This is a genomic window from Clostridium kluyveri DSM 555, from assembly GCF_000016505.1.
Classification (GTDB): Bacteria; Bacillota; Clostridia; order Clostridiales; family Clostridiaceae; genus Clostridium_B; species Clostridium_B kluyveri.
The window spans coordinates 295,979-318,721 of the sequence record NC_009706.1; the positions used below are offsets into that span (position 1 = coordinate 295,979).

Genomic DNA, 22,743 nt, shown 5'->3' on the forward strand with positions numbered 1-22,743 from the left:
TTCCACTTTCATGAAGATAACAGTCTGATATTTAAGTAAATTGTTAGGTTATTTTTAAAGAATGATACAGAAAATAATTAAAAAATGAGAGGAGCGAGATTATGGAATTAGAAAATAACGTCCATATGGAAGAAAATAGGTATAGGAAAGAAATCACTAAAGGAACTTACCTATGTATAGGATTTATTGTATTAATTTTAGGTTATTTAAGTATTGTAATGGGTGTAGGGAAAACCTTTAGCGTTATCATGAAGACAGCCCATGATCTATTAATTAATACTGCTTTTTATATAATGTCTGTAGCGGTTCTAGCAGGAGCTGTTTCCAGTGTGTTTTCTGAGTTTGGAGTAACTGCATTATTGAATAAGCTTATTTCTCCAATTATGAAGCCTTTGTTCAAGCTTCCAGGAGCAGCATCACTAGGAGCAATAACTTGTTATTTTTCGGATAATCCATCTATTGTTATAAATTCCAAGGATCCTGGTTATGCAAAATACTTTAAAAAGTATCAGTGGACAACAATGATAAATTTTGGAACTACCTTTGGAATGGGGATCATTATTACAGGTGGAATATTAGGCATACAAGGATGAAAATATGCCAGCAGCGTTGCATTAGGAACAATTTGTGCCTTTATAGGCGGAGCACTTAGTACACGATTACTTATGAGAAAAACTAAAAAAATGTATGGTACTGAACAAAATGTTGGTGAAGAATATCTTGATGCCGTAATGGATCAGGCACCTAAAGGTTATAGAAAAGTTCGTGAGGGAAATGCATTTCAACGTGGATTAAATGCAACTTTTGATGGTGGAAAAACTGGTGTGCAATTGGGATTGAGCATAATTCCAGGAATTTTGATTTTTACTACATTGGTAATGATCTTAACTAATGGACCAAGTATTGTTGATGGTCAAGCGGTATACCAAGGTGTGGCTTACGAAGGAACCGGATTACTTAAAGATATTGGAGATAAACTGTCATTTATTTTAACTCCATTATTTGGTTTTGCTAATTCAGAGGTTCTAGGATTGCCATTAACTTCATTAGGTGCGTGTGGGGCTTCCATCGCCGGGGCAAAACAGCTGGCTGAAAGTGGATTGTTAAATGGTCATGATATGGCAGTTTATTTTGCCATTGCTTACTGCTGGGCAGGATTTCTATCCAGCCATGCATCAATAGCAGATTCAATGAAAACACGTGAAATTACTACTTATGCTATGCTGACCCACTTTATTGGAGGCTTGGTGGCAGGTGTAATAGCAAATTATGCGTATATATTGATTTTTTAGGAGTTAATTTTATTTTTAATACCAATAAAACTAATAATTGATAAAGAAAGAAGGAGTTATTTATGAAAAATACAATTGGATTTTTTGGAGGAGGAAATATGGGAAGGGCAATTATGGGAGGCTTAATTAAATCTAAGCTCTATAAAGCAGAAGAAATATTTGTTTATGATGTTTATGCCCCTACCCTTGAAAAACTACAAAATGAGCTAGGCATTAAGCCTGTTAACAGAAATAAGGAATTGGTAGAAAATGCTCAGACTTTAATTATTTCTGTTAAACCAGTGGTATTACCAACAGTTTTAAAAGAAATTAAAGAAGATATTTCTAAAGATAAAATAGTAATCTCCATTGCTGCAGGTGTAACTGTAAATAAACTTGAGGAATTGCTGTCTCCACAACATAAGATTGTGAGAGTTATGCCGAATACACCAGCACTTGTTGGTGAAGGAATGTCAGCCATTGCTGTTAATGAGCATTTATCACAGGAGGAGCAAGAAAAAGTATTAGCAATCTTCTCCAGCTTCGGTAAAGGACAAATAGTCTCAGAAAAACTGATTGATGCTGTAGTAGGTGTTAGTGGATCTTCACCAGCTTATGTATATATGTTTATTGAAGCTTTAGCAGATGGTGCTGTTTTAGAAGGAATGCCTAGAAATATGGCTTATGAATTTGCAGCTCAGGCAGTTTTAGGCTCAGCTAAGATGGTATTGGAAACGGGTAAACATCCTGGAGAATTAAAAGATATGGTGTGTTCGCCAGGAGGTACTACCATGGCAGCTGTGAAAGTTTTAGAAGAAAAAGGTTTTAGATCAGCAGTAATTGACACTGTTCATGCAGCGACAGAAAAAAATAGAAATATGGGAGTTTAGATACCTTTATTGAAGTTGACATATAAATGTGTAAAGTTAAAATAGGATCATATTGGAACTTTTCATATGCAGTATTCCTCTATTTCATTTATTGTAAAAATGTTGAAAAAAAGTTTAATATTTTAAAATGATAAAAGGAGAATGTTTATGTTTAAATCTAATAGTTATTTCAATGGCAATGTTGTCTCTATTGCTTTTAATGGTGTGGATGGAGAAGCAACAGTAGGTGTTATGTCTCCAGGCGAATATGAATTTGGTACATCTAAACAAGAACACATGAAAATAATTAGCGGTTCAATGCAAGTTAAACTTCCTGGAGAAGATACTTTTAAAAGGTATGATAAAGATGATATATTTATAGTGAATGCAAATTTAAAGTTTAATCTGATAGTTGAAGTTGAAACTGCATATTTGTGTCTATATAAATAATTATTTTATAATATAATAAGAAAATGATTGTATTTTTATTTTAGATATAAAGATACAATCATTTTATTTTTATAGTAATTTTTTATCACTCAAATTAATCAGCCTTATCTGGCTACAACATAAATAAATTCCTTGGAAATAATGCTTTTCAAATTTATGCCATTCAGAACAATGTACCAGTTACACACTGTGTTGAAATTTATACTGATTTCTATCTTGTCAATCTACTAAGTTAATAAGGACAAAATAAAGGGTGTTTTAGAGTAAAAGAAGTTATTAATATAAAAATATAAAGTCAAAAAAATCCTTGTAGTATTAATTGATATCAGTATACTTAATATTAACGGCGCCGTAAATAAAATATAAAATAAGGAGATTTATTTATGGAACAGTTTAAATTAAGAGCAGTTGGGAAGATTTGTGTAGATGGCAAAGACATGAGAGTAGCTTTAAATAAAGAGTACATTCCTGCCCTTATAAATTTGGATGGATTTAGCTATGTAAATGTACTATGGTGGTTTGATAAGTGTGATAATTTTAAATCCAGAACAAAACTTATTGAGAAGAATCCCTATAAAAATGCTCCTGAAATATTAGGAACTTTTGCTACACGCTCCCCAGAGAGACCCAATCCTATTGGTCTCAGCTGCAGTTATGTTACTTACATTGATTATGACAAGGGCATTATTGGACTAGCTTATATAGATGCTATTAATGGAACTCCTGTTTTAGATGTTAAACCATATACTCCTAGTCTTGATAGAGTAGAGAAACCAGTAGTTCCAAAATGGTGTTCCAATTGGCCCAAAAGTATGGAGGAGTCTGGAGATTTTGACTGGAGTACAGTATTTAATTTTTAATCTACACCAAAACTAAAACTATTTAGTATCTTTAGTCTCCTCAAAATGAAGATAAGCATTGCAGTACACCTAGATAAGTTTTTCTAAGGTTCAGATGGAGATGGAGATAAGCATTTCTCTATAGTAAGCTTTACCTGAATCTAAGAAAAACTTGAAAAGTATAACTGCAGTTTGTAATTTGAACTAATATAGAAAAGTCTCTAACATAAAAATACCATCTGCTGTATCTAGTAAACTCATTCCTGAGGCAAAAAGAATTGGGAGACATATAAAAAAATAACAGGGAGAGATTAAGATGCCACCCTAGTAGAGATAGCCAATAGTGCTATTTCAGAGGCAGTATCAAATCCTAATCCAAACAAGAAACTAAGGGGATATATATGCCAGTTTTTATTGATAAAATTATCTATATGTAGCAATACCACTATAATAGTATAATCATTTTTGGAAGCGTTTTTAGATTAAAGCTCATATTTTAAATACTACTTTTATAATTTATTAATTATACTGGCACTATAAGCTGCACCGAAGCCATTATCTATATTTACTACAGTAACGCCGCTTGCACAGCTATTTAGCATTGTTAAAAGAGCTGATACTCCTCCAAAATTTGCTCCATATCCAACACTTGTTGGTACTGCAATCAAAGGTTTATCTATGAGACCTCCAACAACACTAGCAAGTGCTCCTTCCATTCCAGCTACAACTATGACTACCTTTGCGCCCCTAATAACATCCAAACTTTCAAATAATCTGTGAATACCAGCTACTCCAACGTCGGTAATTTTTACTACCTTATTTCCAAATATCATAGCTGTTTCTGCAGCCTCTTCTACTACAGGCAAATCAGAAGTTCCAGCCGAAACTATAGCTATATAGCTATTTGTGAGGCTGTTATTTCTTTTTTTGATAGTTATTGTTCTGCCAAGTGAATTATATTTTGCTTCTTTACAGATTTCTTTTACTGCTTTGTACATTTCGTCACTGGCTCTAGTAGCTAATATGTCATTATCTTTTGTAAGCATGAATTTTATAATATCTTTTACCTGTTCTACTGTCTTTCTTTCACAATATATCACTTCAGGATAACCCATCCTTATTTCTCTATGATTATCAATTTTTGAAAATCCTAAGTCCTTAAATGGTAATTCTATAATTTTTTCAACAGCTTCATCAATTTCCATTTTATTACTGCGTATCATTTTAAGCATTTCTATTAGATCATTCTTATTCATTCCATTCCTCCTAAAGTAAATCTCATGATTTTACTTCTTTCAATTGCTGCCTTCTTCCTTAAATTTTTTGTTCATTATTTTTTAGAAAGAAAGTTTTGCTTCAAATGTATCAGCTACATCCTTTAAACACTTCGTAATCTCAATATGCTGTGGACAACTTTTTTCACACTGTTTGCATCCAATACAGTCTGATGCTTTTCCATGTGTTTTTATATAATTATCATAATATAATCTTTGCGTGGAAAAACCTGAGCTCAGAGATTGTTTTTCTGTATTGTATAATGCAAAATACTTCGGAATAGCTATATTTTTGGGACAGCCCTCTACACAGTACTGACAGGCCGTACAGGGAATTGCAATGGCTTCATTAATAATTCCAACTGCTTTTTTGATGACATCATATTCTTCCTGTACAAATGGTTTAAACTCCTGCATGTAGCTTGTATTATCCAGTAACTGCTCCATATTAGACATTCCACTTAATACCATCATAATTCCCTCATGGCTTGCCACGAAACGGATAGCCCATGATGGTATAGACATGTTAGGATGATATTCTTTAAATAATTGCTCTGCTTTTTCAGGTACTTTTGCAAGGGAACCACCTTTGACAGGCTCCATGACAATAATAGGTTTGTTATGTTTTCTTGCTACTTCATAGCATTTACCTGACTGAATGCTTTCATTGTCCCAATCCATATAATTAATCTGCAGCTGAACGAAATCTACCTCAGGATGTGTTGTCAATATTTTCTCTAGTAAATCCGCATTATCATGAAAAGAAAAACCAATATGTTTAACTTTGCCTTGTTTTTTCTTTTCCTGAATAAATTCAAAACTATTTAATTTTTCAGCTGTTTTATAATTTGTTACACCTAGGTTATGAAGAAGATAATAATCAAAATACTCTACACCACATTTCTCTAACTGCTCGTTAAAAATTTTTTCCTGATCTTCTTTTGTTCTTAAAAGCATAGTTGGAAGTTTTGTAGTAAGGGTAAATTTATCCCTGCTGTGCCTTTTAATCAAAGCTTCTTTTATAGCTGTCTCACTCTTGAAACCATGATACATATATGCTGTATCAAAATAAGTAAAGCCTCTTTCTAAAAAGGTATCCACCATTTGATTCAGTGTATCCATATTAATACTTGATGGATCTTCCTGGTTCTTTAACGGCAAACGCATTAATCCAAATCCCAGTTTTTTCTTTTTCATATTTATATTTCCTCCTCTATTTTTATTTATTTCTGAAATGATTTTATGGATGCACGTCTTCGTCTTAGCATCTTTAAAATAATAATACACCTTAGAGTTAACTCCAAGTCAAGAATTTTCTTTTAAAAAATTTGTAGAGATATGAGCCATTAAAGTTTTTCAGAAAAATTACTTGACTTGGAGTACACTTAAAGTGATAAAGTATATATAGAACGAATAAATACAAGTAAAAAGTAAATGAGGTGCTTTTCTATGATGATTGCAGAAGTAAGTCAAAAATATGATATAACAGCTGATACACTGCGGTATTATGAGCGTGTAGGCTTGATTCCACCTGTGAATCGAAGTGCCAGTGGAATTAGGAACTATACGGAAGAAGACTGTAATTGGGTTGGATTTATAAAATGTATGCGTAGTGCCGGACTTTCCATTGAAGTATTAGTTGAATATGTAACTATGTTTCAACAGGGAAATTCTACAATTAAGGCTAGAAAAGAGCTTTTGATAGAACAACGTAGGCAGCTTATTGAAAGAATTAATGAAATGAAACAAACGCTGGAGCGCCTGGATATGAAAATTGATGGATATGAAGAAAAAGTATTGGTAAAAGAAGAACAATTGAAAAGAACGTATGACTAATTTGTGTTCTTTAGCATATTTAATTTCAGAGAATAAAAAGGAAAATTTAATTCAAATGCTCAGAGGAAGTGATAAATATGAAGATTTTATATTATGATTGTTTCTGTGGTATAAGTGGCGACATGAATTTAGCGGCACTAATAGATTTAGGAGTTCCAAAAGAATATTTAATGGAAGAACTTTCAAAAGTTAATTTGAATTCTGAATATGAAATGAAAATTGAAAGGTCTGTAAAACTTGGAATAACAGGAACTAGAGTAGATGTTAAGCTAAATGAAAGTAGTCATGGCGAAGAAGAACATGGTCACGACCACTATCACCATCATAGAAAATTAAAAGATATAGAGAAAATAATAAATTCAAGTCACTTAAGTGATAAAGTAAAAAATATTAGTTTAGGCATGTTTATGAAGATTGCAGAGGCAGAGGCAAAGATTCACGGAAAAAGTTTATGTGAAGTGCATTTTCATGAGGTAGGAGCTATCGACTCAATTGTGGATTTGGTGGGGGCAGCTATTTGTATAGATTATTTAAAAGTTGATAGAATTATTGCATCACCAGTTCAAGTTGGTGGTGGCTTTGTTGAATGTTCTCATGGTATTATACCAGTACCGGCCCCTGCAACAACAGAAATACTAAAAAACATTCCAATTAGTACAGGAATAGTGCAGTTTGAAACGACTACCCCTACTGGTGCTGCAATACTTGCAGTCAATGTTGAAGAATTCACCTCAAAAATTGATTTTTCAATTGAAAAGATAGGTTATGGAATAGGCCATAGAGATTTAGAAATTCCAAATGTTTTAAGGGTATATTTAGGTGAGCAGGAGCGTTCTGAAAAAGTGGAAGAACAGTATATACTTGAAACTAATATAGATGATATGAATCCAGAATTTTATGAATATGTACAAGAAAGACTTTTTGAAGTAGGGGCATTAGATGTATTTAAAACACCTATATATATGAAAAAAGGAAGACCAGGTATAAACTTAAGTGTGTTAATTAGTGAAAAAGGTGAAAAGGATGTTTTAGATGTTATTTTTGAAGAAACAACTTCAATAGGTGTGAGAAAACATAAAGTCGAAAAAATAATGTTAAATAGAGATTTTTCAAAAGTAAAAACAGAGTATGGAGATATTACAGTAAAAAAATCTTATTATAAAGGAAAACTAGTGAAATATAAACCAGAATATGAGGAATGCAAGGCTATAGCAAAAGAAAAAAATATATCTATAGATAAGATATATAAAGTAGTATATAGACAAGATTTAAATTGATGTTATAGATTAGGAATGTAATAATTAATATTAATTTTGCTTTCAATTCAGAACTGTAATTTAAGTATTTTTTATCTGAATCATTGGGTTTTTTACAGTGTAAATATTTATTTAACTTGTACAAAATAATATTGTAACAATTAGAGAATATAATCATAGCAAAAGTATATAATATCCCCAGGCGTTATAGATATGTAGGGCTGTGTCTGTGGTTGCAGGGCACAATAAATTTAAATGCAACTATCAGAAATTTATGTATCAAACTCGCACTCTTAAAATAAGATAACATTATTAAAAATAAGTCTTCGTCATTTAGAGGGCTTATTTTTATATTAACACATATTTAAAATGTCAATATTATTTAACCTATACATAATAATATCATAACAATTGATAAATATAATAATTACATACAATACCCAATAATAATGAAATACAACACTACATTCATGTAAGTATAATTCCTTGTAGTATAAGTATACTTATCAATCTAAAAACTTAAAACCACAAAAAGTACCAAGATAATATTTGGTACTTATTTTTTTATTTATTGTAATATGGAGATTTCAACGTAATTTCATAGCAATTTTTCTTATTTTATGCTATGATAAAAATAATAAGGTGATGGAGTTCACCATAACCGCAGAAATGCTTATGACTCCTACAAATAACATTCTGTTATTTGTAGGAGTCATTTTGTTTAAAGAGGTTATGAAAGAATACCTATGTAGGACAAGGAGAAAAGAAATGAGAGAGTATATATTTATTAGTATTGGGGGTATTCTAGGCGCTATATTAAGGTATGTTATCAGAAATATTCCTATTGTTCATTATCATGAGAATATTCCTTTAAATACTTTGATTATCAATATCACAGGAAGCTTCATTTTGGCTTTTATTTTAACAGTGGCTTATGAAGTTTTGGAGTTTGATTCTGACATCCGGCTCGGGATTGCCACAGGATTTATAGGAGCGTATACCACCTTTTCTACATTATGCAAGGAAACTGTGACATTGTTTTCTAAAGGGGATTATTTCTCGGCAATCTCCTATGTAACTGTTTCAACTATGTTAGGAATTGTCTTTGTGTATTTGGGTATCGTGCTTGCCAGAGAGGTTGTAGTAAAATTAATTAATAAGGAAGATAAAAAGTTAGAAGAAGAATCAATTAATGAAAGCGGGTCGGATTGAATATGAATTTTGTTTTTGTGGGGATAGGCGGCGCATTTGGAAGTTTAGCCAGGTATCAATTAGGAAAAGTTATTTCACAGAAATCTGCGACTACGTTCCCTGTAGGTACTTTTATAATCAATATAACAGGTGCTATTCTCTTAGGCATGGTCAGCAGTTTGAATATCAGTAAGAATATGTACCTGTTATTGGGAGATGGCTTCCTGGGTGCATATACTACATTTTCAACATTTATGTATGAAGGCTTCAATTTGTTTCAGGAGAACGAGAAGCTAAATGCATTTATTTATATTTTGGGTTCTTTGATTTTAGGTATTATTGGCTACATATTAGGTTTTTGGTTAGGCAATCTTATTAAAATAATATAAGAAAAAGGAAAGGTGGATAAACATATGGACATCAAGGGGAAATGTAAAATTTTAAAAATCTATATTGGTGAGGATTCTATGTATAAAAAACATAATCTTTATCATGCAATTGTGTTTAAGCTCAAAGAATTAGGAATAGCTGGAGTGACTGTTACACGAGGGATAGAAGGTTATGGTAAGGGAAAAAGATTAAGAACAATGAGAATTCTGGACCTTAGTTCAAGCCTGCCAATTATCGTGGAAGCCATCGATGTACAAGAGTGCATCGAAAAGGCTATACCGGCTATGGAAGAAATGGTGAACGAGGGGCTAATTATGGTTACAGATGTAGATGTTATAAAATACGGCAGAGAACAGACAAATTAGCAGCTGTGTCATGTACTGAAAAGCATATTACCATATAAAGTTAATTTACGAATATAATAGTAATCATATTCGTAAATCAACTTTATATGGTACAATAGATCCATTGAAATTTATTTATAAATTAACAAAAATTTGATCTAAGTCATAGAGTGTGCTATAGTTAGCGAGAATTTAAATGAGATGAGAGTAAAGCAGAATATAATACTTTGGTCAGGCTGCAAGGCTTTACGGACAATGACACAATGTATTTTGATAAAAAATAAATAAGACTATAGTAGTTATTTAACTGACTATAAACTTATTATACGGGGAGTGTATAAACATAGAAAATATAGGTGTGAATAATTTTATTTCTATTGTTGTGGGAATGTTTCTAATTTTATTATGTTGTATAATTTCTTATCTTTTCCAAAAGCATCTATTTAGTAAATATAAGAATAAAGTAAAAAATATAGTAGATAAAGATGACAAACCTATATCTTAATTTAACCTCTTTTCTTTAAAATTAGTGCCATGAAAAAGAGAAACATTTCTAGTACAGTTTCAATAAATATAGCCACAAAAGGATATGAGTAAAAATCAAAGGTTGCTAAATCTAATATGTTTTTAAATGAGGTCGTACTGATAACAAAAGAAAGTAATACAGCTGGGAATACAAGAGGCTTATATGTACTTAATCCTATAATTTGAGATATTCCTAAACTAAAGGCCCATATCATATTTGATGAAGCTATAATTGCTGCTCCAATAGAAATCATGAGCCAGATAGCTTCCACCCGTTCAAAAAATTCACCAATGTGAATAAACCTCGTAAGCTCAAGACTAGCATTAAGCATATTTTTTGCTTGGGGATAACTAAATATTCCTATTGTACTAATAATAAATATAATAATAATAAATGCACCCATGCTTACAGCAGTAAATTTCCCAATAAATCCATTCTCAGGATGATTACAAAGGGGAATATACATACCCATTATAAAACATATTCCTATAAAAGATAAAATAAGGGGAACACCTGTCAAAGTTGGATATAAACCAACATCAAACTGGGGTTTAAGTCTATCTATTTTTATATCTGGAATAACAAATAAAAAAAGTACAATAGAACTAAATAGATATACCGGTCCTAAAACTTCACATACTCTTCCTATTACTTCTATACCTTTTAGAACAGCATAACCAATCACAATATAGGAAGTAATAAGAAATATCAATTCTGAAGTTTTAGGAAAAAATACTACACTAAGAATCATACTTAGACCCCTTTGTAATATAGCAGAAACTAATAAAAAGAAAATAGGAAATAATATTCCTACAATTCTACCTAACTTTTTTCCAAGAATAGTCATACTATATTGCACCATGTTCTGTCCTGGAAAACGTATGCCCATATAAGCATAGACTACAGCTAAGAGAACATCCAAAAACCAGGCCAAAATTACAGCTAACCAGGCATCCCTTCTTGCCTGAAAAATTAATAATCTTAATACTTGCAAGCCGGTAAAAGAGGTAATAATACAAAAAAGTAGCCATATATATTGATTTGTACTAATAACTTCTTTTTCATGCATATTTTATTCCTCTCCAGACATTTATAATTTATTAAAAAGAATTTTTCCTAAAGGTTTAAATAATTGTTCTATAAAGTTTATTGGAGTTATTATATTTAAAATTTTACTAATTTCAAGAAGCAGGGATATTAATAATATAAATCCCATGGATAATAATTCTTTCCACATTTTTTTTTTGAATAGAGGAATTCCTTCCAGTACACATATTAACAATGCTGCAGTAATTATAATTGTTATCACCTAGCTTTTCCTCCTACGATATATTTAAATGAATAACTAGCCAATACACTTAGTTATTTGATACAACAGAATCTTTAATTATACCTATATTGGTTATCTTAATTTTAAAAGTAATTGTATAATTTATGTTTGGAAATGTTTTATCCCAATTTTTTTTCATGTTAATCCACTCTTGAGGATGATTATTATATATTTTTGTTGAAAAACCAACAAAATCTGCATTGAAATGTTTCTGTGATTTATCTATCAATTCATCTAATTGATTTGTCAGTACTGTTTCAATATCATGTTCCAATTTATTTAATATTTCAGGAGTTACAGTAATATTTTGTATTTCTCTAATAAAAGCATCTCCTGTACATTGAATTTCTATATTAGTTCCATCTTCAGTTATATGAGGGGTTATTCTATTAGATTTTTTAAAGATATCTGCAGTTATGGTCTCATTATTTTTTACTGATTTAACGAGAGATACAGCCATATGTCCCTTTGAATAATCAATTAACCACAATAAATTTTTAGATTCTTCATTTGTTAATATTCCAATTAAACGACTATTTTTAAAAACAGCTGTTTTTTCAATTATAACTTTTCCATTAATATTATCTTTTGACTTTTCAAGTTCAATTACAGGGGCAAAGCTTGTTCTTGATTCCTTTTTCGATTCTATAATAAAGCTGTTTAGAGTGACAGGCAAAATAGAGGGATCCTTTTTGAAATGATTCATCATATTGGTTACACCCCTTGAAGTAATATCTTCCCCAGGTATCCTACTCTCTAAAATTTCTCGAGCTGTTTTATTTGCAACGACTATCCAATTAGTACTACGAATTTGACGATTTCTGTTTAAGTAATCCAGTATATCAGAAACTTCTGATTCGCATAAATTTCTTGAAAAAATGATTATTTTAGCATGTGAAAAATCCAGAGCTGTAGAATTATTTTTTGAGAAGTTTTGTATTGCATCAAAAATAGAAGTCCCTGTGCTTACTTTTACAATAGATTTATTTTCTTTGCCAGAGGCATTATTGTCACCTTTACCAGATTTAGGATTAATAATTTCTAATGTTAAAAGAAATGGCCTATCACCGGAGATTTTATCAATACCCATACCCATTACAACAGAAACTTCATTTAGTTCAATTTTATCGCTGCTGCAGCCGTAAAGGAAAATAGAAAACATAAAAATGAAAATATTAAACAATATTAATTTATACTTTACAGTATATTTCATATCCTATTGCCTCTTCTCATCTTCTTTATTTTTACCAGGTGGCTCAGGTTTTAAATAAGGTTTCTGCCGCTGTGAGTCACTGGCATAATGGGGCCTATGACTCATATGCCACCATGGAAATCTTATTATAATATCTTTAAATTCTTTTAAATTTAGAGGTGAAATAGGAGAAAGATAATTTACACCAAAGGATCTTAGTGATGACAGATGAATCAAAATTAGAATAACACCAAGCATAATCCCATATAAACCTAAAAACCCTCCTAGAAAAATCATGCAAAAACGTAAAATACGAATAGCATAACCCATATCATAAGATGGTATACTAAAAGAAGCTATTGCTGTAATAGCTATAATAATAACTGTAATAGGTGAGACAATACCGGCTCTGACAGCTGCCTCGCCAATAACAATTGCACCAACCATACCTACAGTTTGATTAGAGGGCGCGGGAAGACGAATTCCTGCTTCTCTAAATGCTTCAAAGGTGATTTCCATTATTAGTGCTTCAATAAGAATGGGAAAAGGAACTCCACGTGCAGCTCCAAGAATACCAATAAGTAGTGGAGTGGGAATCATTTCTTTATGATATGAAATAATTGCCACAAAGCATCCAGGCAGTAAAAGTGAAATTCCAAAAAAAATCAGTCGTATTAATCGGATAAATAAGGCAGTTGGATATCTTTCATAATAATCTTCACTAGCCTGCAAAAATTGAATCATGGTGGCAGGAAGTATCAAAGCACAAGGTGTATCATCTATTAAAATGGCTACTCTACCTTCTAAAATGCCAGCTGCTACCCTATCTGGTCTTTCACTATGTTGAATTTGTGGAAATAATGTATATGAGGTATCTTCTATTAATTCTTCTATATATCCACTTTCTAAAATGGAGTCTACGTCTATTTTTTGAATTCTTTTTCTTACTTCTTTAACAATACTGTCGTCTACTATTCCCTGCAAATAAGTAATATTTATTTTTGTTTGAGTCTGTCTACCTACTATGAATTCTTCAATTTTTAATTGATAGGATTTAATTCTTCTTCTAAGCTGAGAGATGTTTGTGCAAATATTTTCCGTGAATCCTTCGTTTGATCCTCTAAGTACCTTTTCAACGTTTGTTTCTGATACATTTTTTTCTTTCCAACCTGGTGTTGTCATCTTTAAAGCTTTAATATCTCCATCTAATAAAAATATAGTATTTCCATTTAATAAGGCATATACTACTTCTCCAATAGTTGATATTTCACTTGTGTTAGCAATCTTAAAAAAATGTTTCTTGGTTATTTCTATAATATGATTTAATGCTAGATCCTCTGATGGTATTTCTTTAATATTCATAATTGATGTAAGTATATTTTCATTAATTAATTTAACATCTGCTAGGCCATTTATGAAAACAAGTGCAGAGGAACGTTTAATTGCATCTATAACAAATTCACGACAAACTATATCAGTGCAATTGGAAAATAAGCTGTGTAAAATATTTAAGTTGTCTGCAATAGATTTGCTTAGAGGTAAAGATTCTTCACTATTAGGTAATTTTTGCGTGTAAATACAGGCTGAAGTTGAAATATTGCTAGAGTTAAAAAATTTCTTCACAATTAAAATCACTCCAATAAAAATTATAATGTATAATTATTCTTTGCATTATGGAAGAAAATATGCAACTTGATATTATGTAGGCTGCACTTCTTAAATCTTGTAAGTGGTATTGTAGGAGCTTTAAATTATATAATATACTTTGCCCCTGGTTACAAAGCTGCTGGTATTACCCCTAACATTGAGATTCTAAGAAAAAAGGGATATGTTAATGTGAAAACAGGTTCAATTTTTCATCCATTTACTCAATAAAAGTAGTATAATAATCCATTAGGGACCTAAATATTTGTGTTGACATTTAATAAAAGAGTTGGTATACTGAAATTAAGTTAGGTACCTAAATTAATTTTAACATATTTAGGAGGAAGAAATTATGTCAAAAATAAATTTAAATGATTTGTATCGTGCTTTACATCGCTTGAACAGGCAGATGCATCGTGTATCCCATAAAGAAGGTCATAGAAAGGGGAGGCTTTATCACGGACAGGCGAACTTGTTATTGTTAATTTCCCAAAATGATGGTGCCAGTCAGAGAGAATTGGCAGAACAGATGGATATACGTCCATCTTCCATGACTGAAATGTTGACCAAGTTAGAGCAGAATGGCTTGATTGTGAAGAAACGGGATAACAAAGACCAGCGGGTAATGCACATTTATTTAACTGAAGAAGGTAAAAAAGCATCTGAGAAAATTACTGAAAGTAAAGATACACTTGCAGAATCTTTGTTTACAGGTTTAACAGAGGATGAACAAGAACAATTACTTATTCTTACTCAAAAATTGTGTGCAAGTTTAGAAATGATTGAGAATTCTTATGGAGAAGAAATGTACCATGGCCATCATGGGTTCGGTCATCATGGTGGGCATTGTCATGATTTCTGGAAAGAAAATGGTATGCATCATAGGCGTGGATATCATCATAAATATTATTCTGAGTATGAGTAAACCAATAGTTAAAAATTATAAATATAGGATTGAATATTATGGAAGATTTTGAGATGTTGCTTAAAGAAAAAGGATATAGATTCACTGAGCAGCGTCAAATTATATTGAATGTGATGCTGGAAAGTATGGGGGAACACCTAAGCATAAAGGAGATATGGGAGATAGCTAGGAAAAAAGACAGTACATTAGGAATCTCTACTGTCTATCGAACTTTAAAAATTATGGCTGAGATAGGGATTGTTACGGACTTTGATAAAAAGGATGAGATTAACAAATATGAACTTAATACAGATGAAAAAAACTTTATACATCCTCATCTGATTTGTATGCGTTGTGGAAAGATTATTGGAATTCAAGAAAATTTGCTTATAGGCAACCCAAAAGTAAAAATTTACAACAAGTATAACTTTAAAATAGAAGATATTCGAGTTAAATGTTATGGATTTTGTGAGAAATGTGCTGAAGAATCGGTTAAAAATGTAAAATAATACAATAAAATAATAAAAATGAATTTAAGATGTGTATATTCCATATTTGAATTTAGCTATATATAGAATATAGAATTGAATAAAAGCAGAGATACACTTTGAAGGATTTAGAGTGACTTCTGCTTTTATTTCATTTAAACTAAAAGTTATTATAGAATACTATTTTCTCCAATGACTCTCTTTTATAATGCAGTGGATTTGGTGAGGCATCTGCTGCAGGGTATCCTAAAGGCAGCAAGGCAACTGGCACAATATGATCTGGCAAAGAAAATTCTTTTTTGATAATAGCGGGGTCAAAATGTCCTACCCAGGTAGTACCCAGTCCAAGTTCCGAAGCTTGCAGTATTAAGTGTGTAGTTACAATACTGGCGTCTATATCTCCACTATCTTTACTGTCAAAACTGCGTTTCCAGCTTTCTGAATTGTCATAGCAGATGAGTAATACTACCGGCGCATTAAAATGATAGGGCGTGCATTTTCTTATTTTCTCCAAGGCTTCTTCATTTTCCATCACAAGAATACGCTGTGGTTGATTGTTACAAGCAGTAGGAGCAAGCAGGCTGGCCTTCAGCACAAAGTCAAGTTTTTCTTTTTCCACCGGTTTTTCGCTAAATTTGCGAAGGGAATATCTGCTTTTTGCAAGGTCAGTAAATTTCATACATCTCATCCTTTCATAACATATTTTTAATAATGTGGAGTGAGCTTTAATAAATTATAAGGGTTTAATATTAATAGTTTGTTTAAATACTTGTCAGTCTAACGCCTACATCAAAGGCTTTTTTAAAGTCAATAGGAAATTGCTCTGCCCTTATGTAAAATTTTACTTTTATTAATAAAAGTATTATACTAAGTAAAAAACAAATAATCAAGTACACATATTTTTGTGTCTTGAATTTGAGGAATATTTAAATTCGTGAATAAACTCTACCTGAACCAGAGAATCACTTGATAGAAAAAAGCTGACCCAAGGTCAGCTCAAAATAATTCGAAAGGATAATGATATTTATAGTATGTCCAAAATTTTGAAATTATATACATAATTATTTAGGTATAATATAAATGATGTAAGAAATATTATAAATAAAATTATTGAGTATAGAAATGGTTAGTAGATAACTATTTCAGTCTGATTAAGTATTGTACGGAGAAAGGAGATTTTATCTATGAAAAAAATTGTACTTGCAGGAGGATGTTTTTGGGGAATTCAAGCTTATTTTGACAATAAAAAGGGCATTTTAAGTACAAAGGTAGGATATGCAAATGGAAATGGGGAAAATCCTAGCTATGAAGAAGTATGTAATGAAGATACAGGCTTTGCAGAAGCTTGTCTTTTAGAATATAATGCTGGAGTTATAACTCTTGAAGAATTATTGGAGCTTTACTGGAGAATAATAGATCCAACCATTGTGAATAGACAGGGAAATGATATGGGAAATCAATACAGAACGGGAATTTATTACATAGATGAAGAAGACGTAGAGATAATAGAAAAATCTAGAGAAAAGCAGCAGAAGAACTATAATAAAAAAATTGTGACGGAAATTTTACCACTTAAAAATTTTTATGATGCAGAGGAATATCATCAAAAATATCTGGAGAAGAACCCCGGTGGCTATTGCCACATACCAGGAGAGTTAATGGAATGATTAAGTGAATATAGATTTCGGAGTTACAATGAACTCCATTTGAACCTAAAATTACTTCATTGACAAGTGGAAATATAGTGGTTATATTTAATGCATATCTGTGATTAAAGGAGGAAATATTATGAATTATTTAAATAAACCGTTAGATACAGGTAAATTATTACTAAAAAATAGATTGATTATGCCCCCTATGGCAACAGCAAAATCTGGGATAGACGGAAGGATAAGCAAAGATATTTTGGATTATTATGATGAAAAATCAAGAGGGGGATATATTTCTCTTATTATCATTGAACACAGTTTTGTATCACAGCAGGGGAAAGCTAGTAACAATCAGGTGTCCATTGCACAGGAAAGCATGGTGGAGGATCTAAAAAAACTAGCAGAAATTATTCATAAAAATGGATGTAAAACAATAATGCAGATAAATCATGCTGGAAGTGCAGCAAATGTGGAAGTCACAGGTATGGAAATTGTGGGGCCTTCAGCTGTTCCTAATCCCTTTGGAACCGGAATGCCTCCAAAAGAACTTCAAAAAAATGAAATTAAAACAATTGTAAATGAATTTAAAGAGGCAGCACTAAGGGTAAAAAATGCTGGTTTTGATGGTGTGGAGATCCACTCTGCCCATGGCTATCTTTTAAATCAGTTTTTATCTCCTATTACTAATAAAAGACAAGATGAATATGGAGGAGATATAACAGGAAGAATTAAGATTCATAGGGATATTGTAAAGAATGTACGTGAAGCTGTAGGTGAATCTTTCCCAATATTTATGAGACTGGGTGCATCTGATTATATGGATGGAGGTTTAACTATAGAAGACAGCAAGTTAGCTGCACAGCAGCTTGAAAAAACTGGAGTGGATGTTTTGGATATTTCAGGAGGGCTTTGCAGATATACTATTCCCGGGGTAAATGAAGAAGGGTATTTTACACCTCTTTCAAAGGCAATTAAAGAAGTTGTATCAATACCTGTAATTGTAACAGGTGGAATTATCCATGCAAAGACAGCAGATGAGATTTTAAGTAGGGGAGAAGCTGATTTAATAGGAGTGGGAAGAGCTATATACAAGGATTCAGATTGGGCTAGAAATGCTATGAAATAATTCGAATATAGTATTTAAGGAGTTATTAAAATAGACAGTTTTGAAAAATCAAAACTGTCTATTGATTTTCTCTGCATTTATTTTTTGACCTGACTCATATAAGAAGATTCCTGTAACCTGATTTTTGTCATTTATATTAAAATTTATTTGAACATCAGATACTCTCAGAAAAAATTTATTTTGTGATTGGGCAAAGAGTTCATATTTTTGTCCGCTATTGTTTTGTTCACAATATAGGTGTCCATTATCATGTGTTATGGATATGCTTCCAAGATTGTCCTCAATTTTATAATTTCCTATATATTTGTCAAGGAGGGCATCATCAACTTTTATTACGGATTTTTTCTTGGGCATCTCGTAGTTTTTTCCAAGGGATATATCTGCCAGAGTATCATTAAGAGAATTTATATTGTAATATCCCACATTAGTGAGGATAATTATAGTTAAATTTCTATTTGGATATCTTGCTATATTGCTTGTAAAGCCAAGTGTATTCCCGCCGTGATATATTTTTTTTCCGTAATTTTCTTTTGATAACATCCAACCATAGCCATAGTATATTCCAGATGATGTTATCTGTATGTGATTTGAAAAAATATCTTTTAAAGTGGATTGTTTTATCAGCTTATCTGTATAAAGGGCTCTATCCCATTTATACAAATCTCCTGTAGTGGAGCATAGGTTGCCTGCACCATAGGTACCGTTAATTGTCATCATGTCGCTTACAGGAAAGACATCCAGGTAACCACTATATCCCGTAGAGGTATACATCTTTTTCATTCCATTATAACCTACCCTTGTATTTTTCATGTTAAGAGGGTGAAATATATTTTTTTCAAGATAATCTATATAATTTATTCCACTTACTTTTTCCACTATATACCCAAGTAATATATACCCTGAATTGCTGTAGCTAAATTTACTTCCAGGCTGAAATTCCAGAGGCTTATTTTTAAATAAATTTATTACATTATTTATATCATTAAAGGAATCAATACTCATGGACCAGAACTCGGGTAGATTTGTACAGTTTACAATTCCTGAACTGTGGGTCAGAAGCTCTTGTATTGTTATAATATTACCATTTGGAAAATCTGGTATGTATTTGGATATAACATCATCTATATTTATAAGGCCTTTTTCAACCAGCTGCATTATTGCCATGGCTGTAAATTGTTTGGTCATGGAGCCTATGGGAAATATGGTGTCTTGAGTGTTTTTAATATTTTGTTCAAAGTCAGATTTCCCATATCCCTTATTAAGAATTATACTTCCATTTTGTGCCACAAGTACACTGCCGTGAAAGTTATCTGTAGTTTCCAGTGCACTTAAATAATTATCCAATTTTTGTGAAATGGTTAAATAATTCTTCAGATTTAACACATTTTTAAAAGAATATTCTATATTTTTTGAAGAAGTATATATTTCAATGGATTTTGTACTGTTGTCCCAATTTATTGTCTTACCAAATACTTCACTGAAAAATTCAAGAGGTACAAAAACAATATTCGTTTTAATAACAGGTGCTGTGGTTAAAGTAATATTTTTCCCATTTGCAGATATTTTTTTGTTATTGTTTTCGATTTTTACCTTATAATTGGAGGTATTCATTAGAGCACTGTCATTTTTTACTTCAAGCTTTGCATCTGTATCTAGTTTTTGACATAATACATTAAGGGAAAGCATAACTACTGAATTTAAATTTTGATAGGGTTGTACATATTTTGATGGAATATTGGTGCCGTCTACGTTTATGGTAAATTCATTTGAAATGGATGCTGACTCAGCATGTGCTGTTATCTCTATTATATTGCTACTTGAAAATGCTAAAAGGATTGAGAGAAAAATACACATCAATGATTTCTTAAACATTAAATTATCATCTCCTCTGTTAAAAATTAATGGAATAATATAATTATACCATAAAAAATAGATAATTTTTGTAAATGAGGTAAATTATTACTTTGATTCTGATGCATTAATTTCATCTCATATTATATGATAGCGAGATTCAGGTGGAGCTTGAATAAGGAATGTTTTTCTCCTCCCTGAATCTTAGAATTATCTGATAATTGTTAAAAGCATTTTGAATCTTTCTCCAGCTTCAAGTGCATGAGGAATATTAGAAGGCATTATTATGGCTTCACCTGCTTTGACAGTAAAAGTATTATTATCTATTGTAATTTCTGCTACTCCATCTAATATTTGAACCATAGCATCTCCAGAAGTTACGTGAGTGCTTATTCCTTCACCTTTATCCAGTGAGAATAGGGAAATATTCACAGAAGGTGTCTGTGCAATAGTTCTGCTTACAACTTGACCTTCTTGATAGGATATTAGTTCTTTTAAAGTAAGTATTTTTGAAAATGGTATATTTTTAATTAAAGTATTCATTGTTTTCCTCCTGCTGTAATTTTGATTTATTATTTATAGTATAAACCCAGCAGGTCTAAGAGTATGTAATATATGTTACTAACTTTAAAGGTAAATTAAAAATTTTTATTCAGTATAAAAAGGAGATTTAGACTCATGGACAAAAATCAAAGAATTGTAATTGATAAATAATCTATAAATGCAATATGAAGATAAGACTACGTTCGTAGTATATAAGAAAGAAACACTGGATAAGAAACAATATATTTTTTCGAGAATATATAATAGATCCTAAATTATATACCCTAAAATGAATAATTTTTTGCATTTAATAAAAACTAAATTTATTATATTATTTTATTTTATCTGAAGATGATAACTAGCTGATCCCCCTAACTTTTTGAAAGAAAGTGGGGGATGATAATCATTGCCATGCACCTAAATAAGTTCTTCTAAGTTTTATATAAAAATTAGCAAATTTAACATACCAATGGAACAATTTTAATAAATTGTTTCATTATTATACTAGGAGGTAAAAAGATGATTCAATTTAATGAATCCATATTTAATGATACCATTATTAATAAAGATATTGATAAGTTACTAATGAATATATATAAATTATGCAATTGTGATATAATTTCTATAATTACTTTGGATATAGATTCAAAATTGGCAATGTCTAATAAAATATTAAATAATAAAAACAATAATTGTTCTTATTGTTCATTTAAAGTATGGAAAAAGAGGTTGAATGAATCATATTTGAAGAAGCTAAAGTTACTTTTTGATAAAGGACAAATAATTTTTTCTAAAAAAGGTGAATTTCAAAATAATGATACTTTATTTGAAAAAATAAAAGAAGAAATTTTTATTCCTATAATAACAGACAAAGATAAAATTATAATTTGTACATATTTATGTATATTAGATAATAACAATGTCAATAAATCAATGCAGATAGATAGAACTAATATTGATAAACTTGTGTATTCCCTAAGAAATCTATATAAAATACTCTATCTATCCAATCAAAAAATAGAAGTTATATTTAATCTACTTAATGTTATGGTAGAAATAATCAGAAATAAAGAACCTCTTATGGTCTTTCACCCTTTCAATGTAGCTAATATGTCAAAACAAATAGCCATACAACTTGGGCTATGTGATTCTAAAATACAAAAGATTTATTTTGGAGGATTATTTCATGATATAGGTAAATTATACATAGATAGATCTATTTTAAATAAGACTACTGAGCTTACGGAAGATGAGTATAATATATTAAAAAAACACAGTATTTATGGATATAATATATTGAAAGATATATGGAAAGAGGCAGCCATTTATGTTAAATATCATCATGAAAGAGTAGATGGAAGTGGATATCCATATAAATTAAAGGGTGATGAAATTCCTATTGAAAGTAAAATAATTTCTATTGCAGATACTATAGATGCAATAACTTCTCATAGAAGTTACAAGGATTCTAAAAATTTAAATTTTTTAATTGCAGAGTTGGTACATTCTATTGGAAGTCAATTTAATAGTGAAATTGTAGATGCTGCAATAAAAGTAATAATAGAATATAAAAATAAGGATTGTTCTAAATCAATCAACTTTGTAGAGTTGGGTACCCTTACAGTGAAAACTTTTAAAAATTCACTTTCTATAGAAGGAATCATAGGAAAGACAAGTTTTGGATATGTATTTAGAGCTGATACATTTAATTTTACAACTGATATAGATATTACAGAAATACAAAGTATATATGCAGAAATATAAATAATA

At 30.8% G+C, this 22,743-nt stretch carries 24 protein-coding genes, 1 pseudogene and 1 riboswitch; of the genes and pseudogenes, 15 read left to right on the forward strand and 10 right to left on the reverse strand.

Annotation, left to right across the window (positions count from 1 at the left end; translation table 11 throughout):
* Positions 1–101 precede the first annotated feature (101 nt).
* The 5 genes from CKL_RS01595 to CKL_RS01615 all read left to right on the forward strand — a co-directional run bounded on the left by CKL_RS01595 (position 102) and on the right by CKL_RS01615 (position 3,450).
* Entirely contained in the window at positions 102–593 is a 492-nt protein-coding gene (locus CKL_RS01595; protein WP_011988893.1) for a hypothetical protein, read from the forward strand.
* A 72-nt stretch (positions 594–665) separates the two neighbouring features.
* A complete protein-coding gene (locus CKL_RS01600) occupies positions 666–1,292 on the forward strand; it encodes a hypothetical protein (RefSeq protein ID WP_011988894.1) in 627 nt (208 codons plus the stop codon).
* 62 nt (positions 1,293–1,354) lie between these two features.
* Positions 1,355–2,161: a pyrroline-5-carboxylate reductase gene (gene proC / locus CKL_RS01605; protein ID WP_011988895.1), complete on the forward strand. Its 807-nt coding sequence runs from the start codon at positions 1,355–1,357 to the stop codon at positions 2,159–2,161.
* 147 nt (positions 2,162–2,308) lie between these two features.
* Complete coding sequence (gene ppnP / locus CKL_RS01610; RefSeq protein ID WP_011988896.1) at positions 2,309–2,590, forward strand: pyrimidine/purine nucleoside phosphorylase; 282 nt, start codon at positions 2,309–2,311, stop codon at positions 2,588–2,590.
* Between the two features lie 383 nt (positions 2,591–2,973).
* The gene (locus CKL_RS01615) at positions 2,974–3,450 is read left to right on the forward strand and encodes an SAM-dependent methyltransferase (RefSeq protein WP_011988897.1); all 477 of its coding nucleotides are present in this window, start codon (positions 2,974–2,976) and stop codon (positions 3,448–3,450) included.
* 192 nt (positions 3,451–3,642) lie between these two features.
* On the opposite strand, the pseudogene CKL_RS19615 reads toward CKL_RS01615, so the two are convergent.
* The 3 genes and pseudogenes from CKL_RS19615 to CKL_RS01625 all read right to left on the reverse strand — a co-directional run.
* Positions 3,643–3,851 (reverse strand): annotated as a pseudogene (locus CKL_RS19615) (HoxN/HupN/NixA family nickel/cobalt transporter); the annotation flags it as partial.
* A gap of 87 nt (positions 3,852–3,938) precedes the next feature.
* The gene (gene larB, locus CKL_RS01620; protein ID WP_011988898.1) at positions 3,939–4,685 is read right to left on the reverse strand and encodes a nickel pincer cofactor biosynthesis protein LarB; all 747 of its coding nucleotides are present in this window, start codon (positions 4,683–4,685) and stop codon (positions 3,939–3,941) included.
* A gap of 81 nt (positions 4,686–4,766) precedes the next feature.
* Positions 4,767–5,900 (reverse strand): aldo/keto reductase, encoded by a 1,134-nt coding sequence (locus tag CKL_RS01625; RefSeq protein ID WP_011988899.1) that lies wholly within the window; start codon positions 5,898–5,900, stop codon positions 4,767–4,769.
* A 252-nt stretch (positions 5,901–6,152) separates the two neighbouring features.
* On the opposite strand from CKL_RS01625, the gene CKL_RS01630 reads away from it, so the two are divergent.
* The 5 genes from CKL_RS01630 (at position 6,153) to CKL_RS01650 (ending at position 9,741) form a co-directional block, all read left to right on the forward strand.
* Positions 6,153–6,539: a MerR family transcriptional regulator gene (locus tag CKL_RS01630; RefSeq protein WP_041700752.1), complete on the forward strand. Its 387-nt coding sequence runs from the start codon at positions 6,153–6,155 to the stop codon at positions 6,537–6,539.
* Positions 6,540–6,616: 77 nt separating this feature from the next.
* Positions 6,617–7,816: a nickel pincer cofactor biosynthesis protein LarC gene (gene larC, locus CKL_RS01635; RefSeq protein ID WP_011988901.1), complete on the forward strand. Its 1,200-nt coding sequence runs from the start codon at positions 6,617–6,619 to the stop codon at positions 7,814–7,816.
* 611 nt (positions 7,817–8,427) lie between these two features.
* A riboswitch (Fluoride riboswitch) is annotated at positions 8,428–8,487 on the forward strand.
* Positions 8,488–8,563: 76 nt separating this feature from the next.
* Positions 8,564–9,007 carry a fluoride efflux transporter CrcB gene (gene crcB, locus CKL_RS01640; RefSeq protein WP_011988902.1) on the forward strand — a complete coding sequence of 148 codons (444 nt, stop codon included), beginning with the start codon at positions 8,564–8,566 and terminating at the stop codon, positions 9,005–9,007.
* A 2-nt stretch (positions 9,008–9,009) separates the two neighbouring features.
* On the forward strand, positions 9,010–9,375 hold the full coding sequence (gene crcB, locus CKL_RS01645; RefSeq protein WP_011988903.1) for a fluoride efflux transporter CrcB: 366 nt from the start codon (positions 9,010–9,012) through the stop codon (positions 9,373–9,375).
* A 24-nt stretch (positions 9,376–9,399) separates the two neighbouring features.
* Positions 9,400–9,741: a DUF190 domain-containing protein gene (locus CKL_RS01650; protein WP_011988904.1), complete on the forward strand. Its 342-nt coding sequence runs from the start codon at positions 9,400–9,402 to the stop codon at positions 9,739–9,741.
* A gap of 485 nt (positions 9,742–10,226) precedes the next feature.
* On the opposite strand, the gene CKL_RS01655 is transcribed toward CKL_RS01650, so the two are convergent.
* Genes CKL_RS01655 through CKL_RS01670 form a run of 4 tightly spaced genes read right to left on the reverse strand, consistent with a single transcriptional unit; the run spans position 10,227 to position 14,391 of the window.
* Complete coding sequence (locus CKL_RS01655) at positions 10,227–11,315, reverse strand: GerAB/ArcD/ProY family transporter (RefSeq protein WP_011988905.1); 1,089 nt, start codon at positions 11,313–11,315, stop codon at positions 10,227–10,229.
* Positions 11,316–11,336: 21 nt separating this feature from the next.
* On the reverse strand, positions 11,337–11,555 hold the full coding sequence (locus CKL_RS01660) for a hypothetical protein (protein WP_011988906.1): 219 nt from the start codon (positions 11,553–11,555) through the stop codon (positions 11,337–11,339).
* Between the two features lie 49 nt (positions 11,556–11,604).
* Positions 11,605–12,789 (reverse strand): Ger(x)C family spore germination protein, encoded by a 1,185-nt coding sequence (locus CKL_RS01665; protein ID WP_011988907.1) that lies wholly within the window; start codon positions 12,787–12,789, stop codon positions 11,605–11,607.
* A 3-nt stretch (positions 12,790–12,792) separates the two neighbouring features.
* Complete coding sequence (locus tag CKL_RS01670) at positions 12,793–14,391, reverse strand: spore germination protein (RefSeq protein ID WP_011988908.1); 1,599 nt, start codon at positions 14,389–14,391, stop codon at positions 12,793–12,795.
* A 373-nt stretch (positions 14,392–14,764) separates the two neighbouring features.
* Here CKL_RS01670 and CKL_RS01680 point away from each other — a divergent pair, with 373 nt between their 5' ends.
* Both CKL_RS01680 and CKL_RS01685 read left to right on the forward strand, forming a co-directional pair.
* A complete protein-coding gene (locus tag CKL_RS01680) occupies positions 14,765–15,337 on the forward strand; it encodes a MarR family winged helix-turn-helix transcriptional regulator (RefSeq protein WP_011988909.1) in 573 nt (190 codons plus the stop codon).
* A gap of 38 nt (positions 15,338–15,375) precedes the next feature.
* Positions 15,376–15,825: a Fur family transcriptional regulator gene (locus tag CKL_RS01685; RefSeq protein ID WP_041700756.1), complete on the forward strand. Its 450-nt coding sequence runs from the start codon at positions 15,376–15,378 to the stop codon at positions 15,823–15,825.
* A 139-nt stretch (positions 15,826–15,964) separates the two neighbouring features.
* Here CKL_RS01685 and CKL_RS01690 read toward each other — a convergent pair whose 3' ends face one another.
* On the reverse strand, positions 15,965–16,483 hold the full coding sequence (locus tag CKL_RS01690) for a nitroreductase family protein (protein ID WP_011988911.1): 519 nt from the start codon (positions 16,481–16,483) through the stop codon (positions 15,965–15,967).
* Positions 16,484–16,988: 505 nt separating this feature from the next.
* Here CKL_RS01690 and msrA point away from each other — a divergent pair.
* Both msrA and CKL_RS01700 read left to right on the forward strand, forming a co-directional pair.
* Positions 16,989–17,471 (forward strand): peptide-methionine (S)-S-oxide reductase MsrA, encoded by a 483-nt coding sequence (gene msrA, locus CKL_RS01695; RefSeq protein ID WP_011988912.1) that lies wholly within the window; start codon positions 16,989–16,991, stop codon positions 17,469–17,471.
* 121 nt (positions 17,472–17,592) lie between these two features.
* Positions 17,593–18,579 (forward strand): NADH:flavin oxidoreductase, encoded by a 987-nt coding sequence (locus CKL_RS01700; protein WP_011988913.1) that lies wholly within the window; start codon positions 17,593–17,595, stop codon positions 18,577–18,579.
* Between the two features lie 48 nt (positions 18,580–18,627).
* Here the strand turns inward: CKL_RS01700 and CKL_RS01705 are convergent, their stop codons facing one another.
* A complete protein-coding gene (locus CKL_RS01705; RefSeq protein WP_011988914.1) occupies positions 18,628–20,451 on the reverse strand; it encodes a serine hydrolase in 1,824 nt (607 codons plus the stop codon).
* A 189-nt stretch (positions 20,452–20,640) separates the two neighbouring features.
* Positions 20,641–20,973, reverse strand: a complete 333-nt coding sequence (locus CKL_RS01710; RefSeq protein ID WP_011988915.1) for a cupin domain-containing protein — start codon at positions 20,971–20,973, stop codon at positions 20,641–20,643.
* A gap of 519 nt (positions 20,974–21,492) precedes the next feature.
* Here CKL_RS01710 and CKL_RS01715 point away from each other — a divergent pair.
* Positions 21,493–22,737, forward strand: coding sequence for an HD-GYP domain-containing protein (locus tag CKL_RS01715; RefSeq protein ID WP_011988916.1), 1,245 nt, complete (start codon positions 21,493–21,495; stop codon positions 22,735–22,737).
* Positions 22,738–22,743 lie beyond the last annotated feature (6 nt).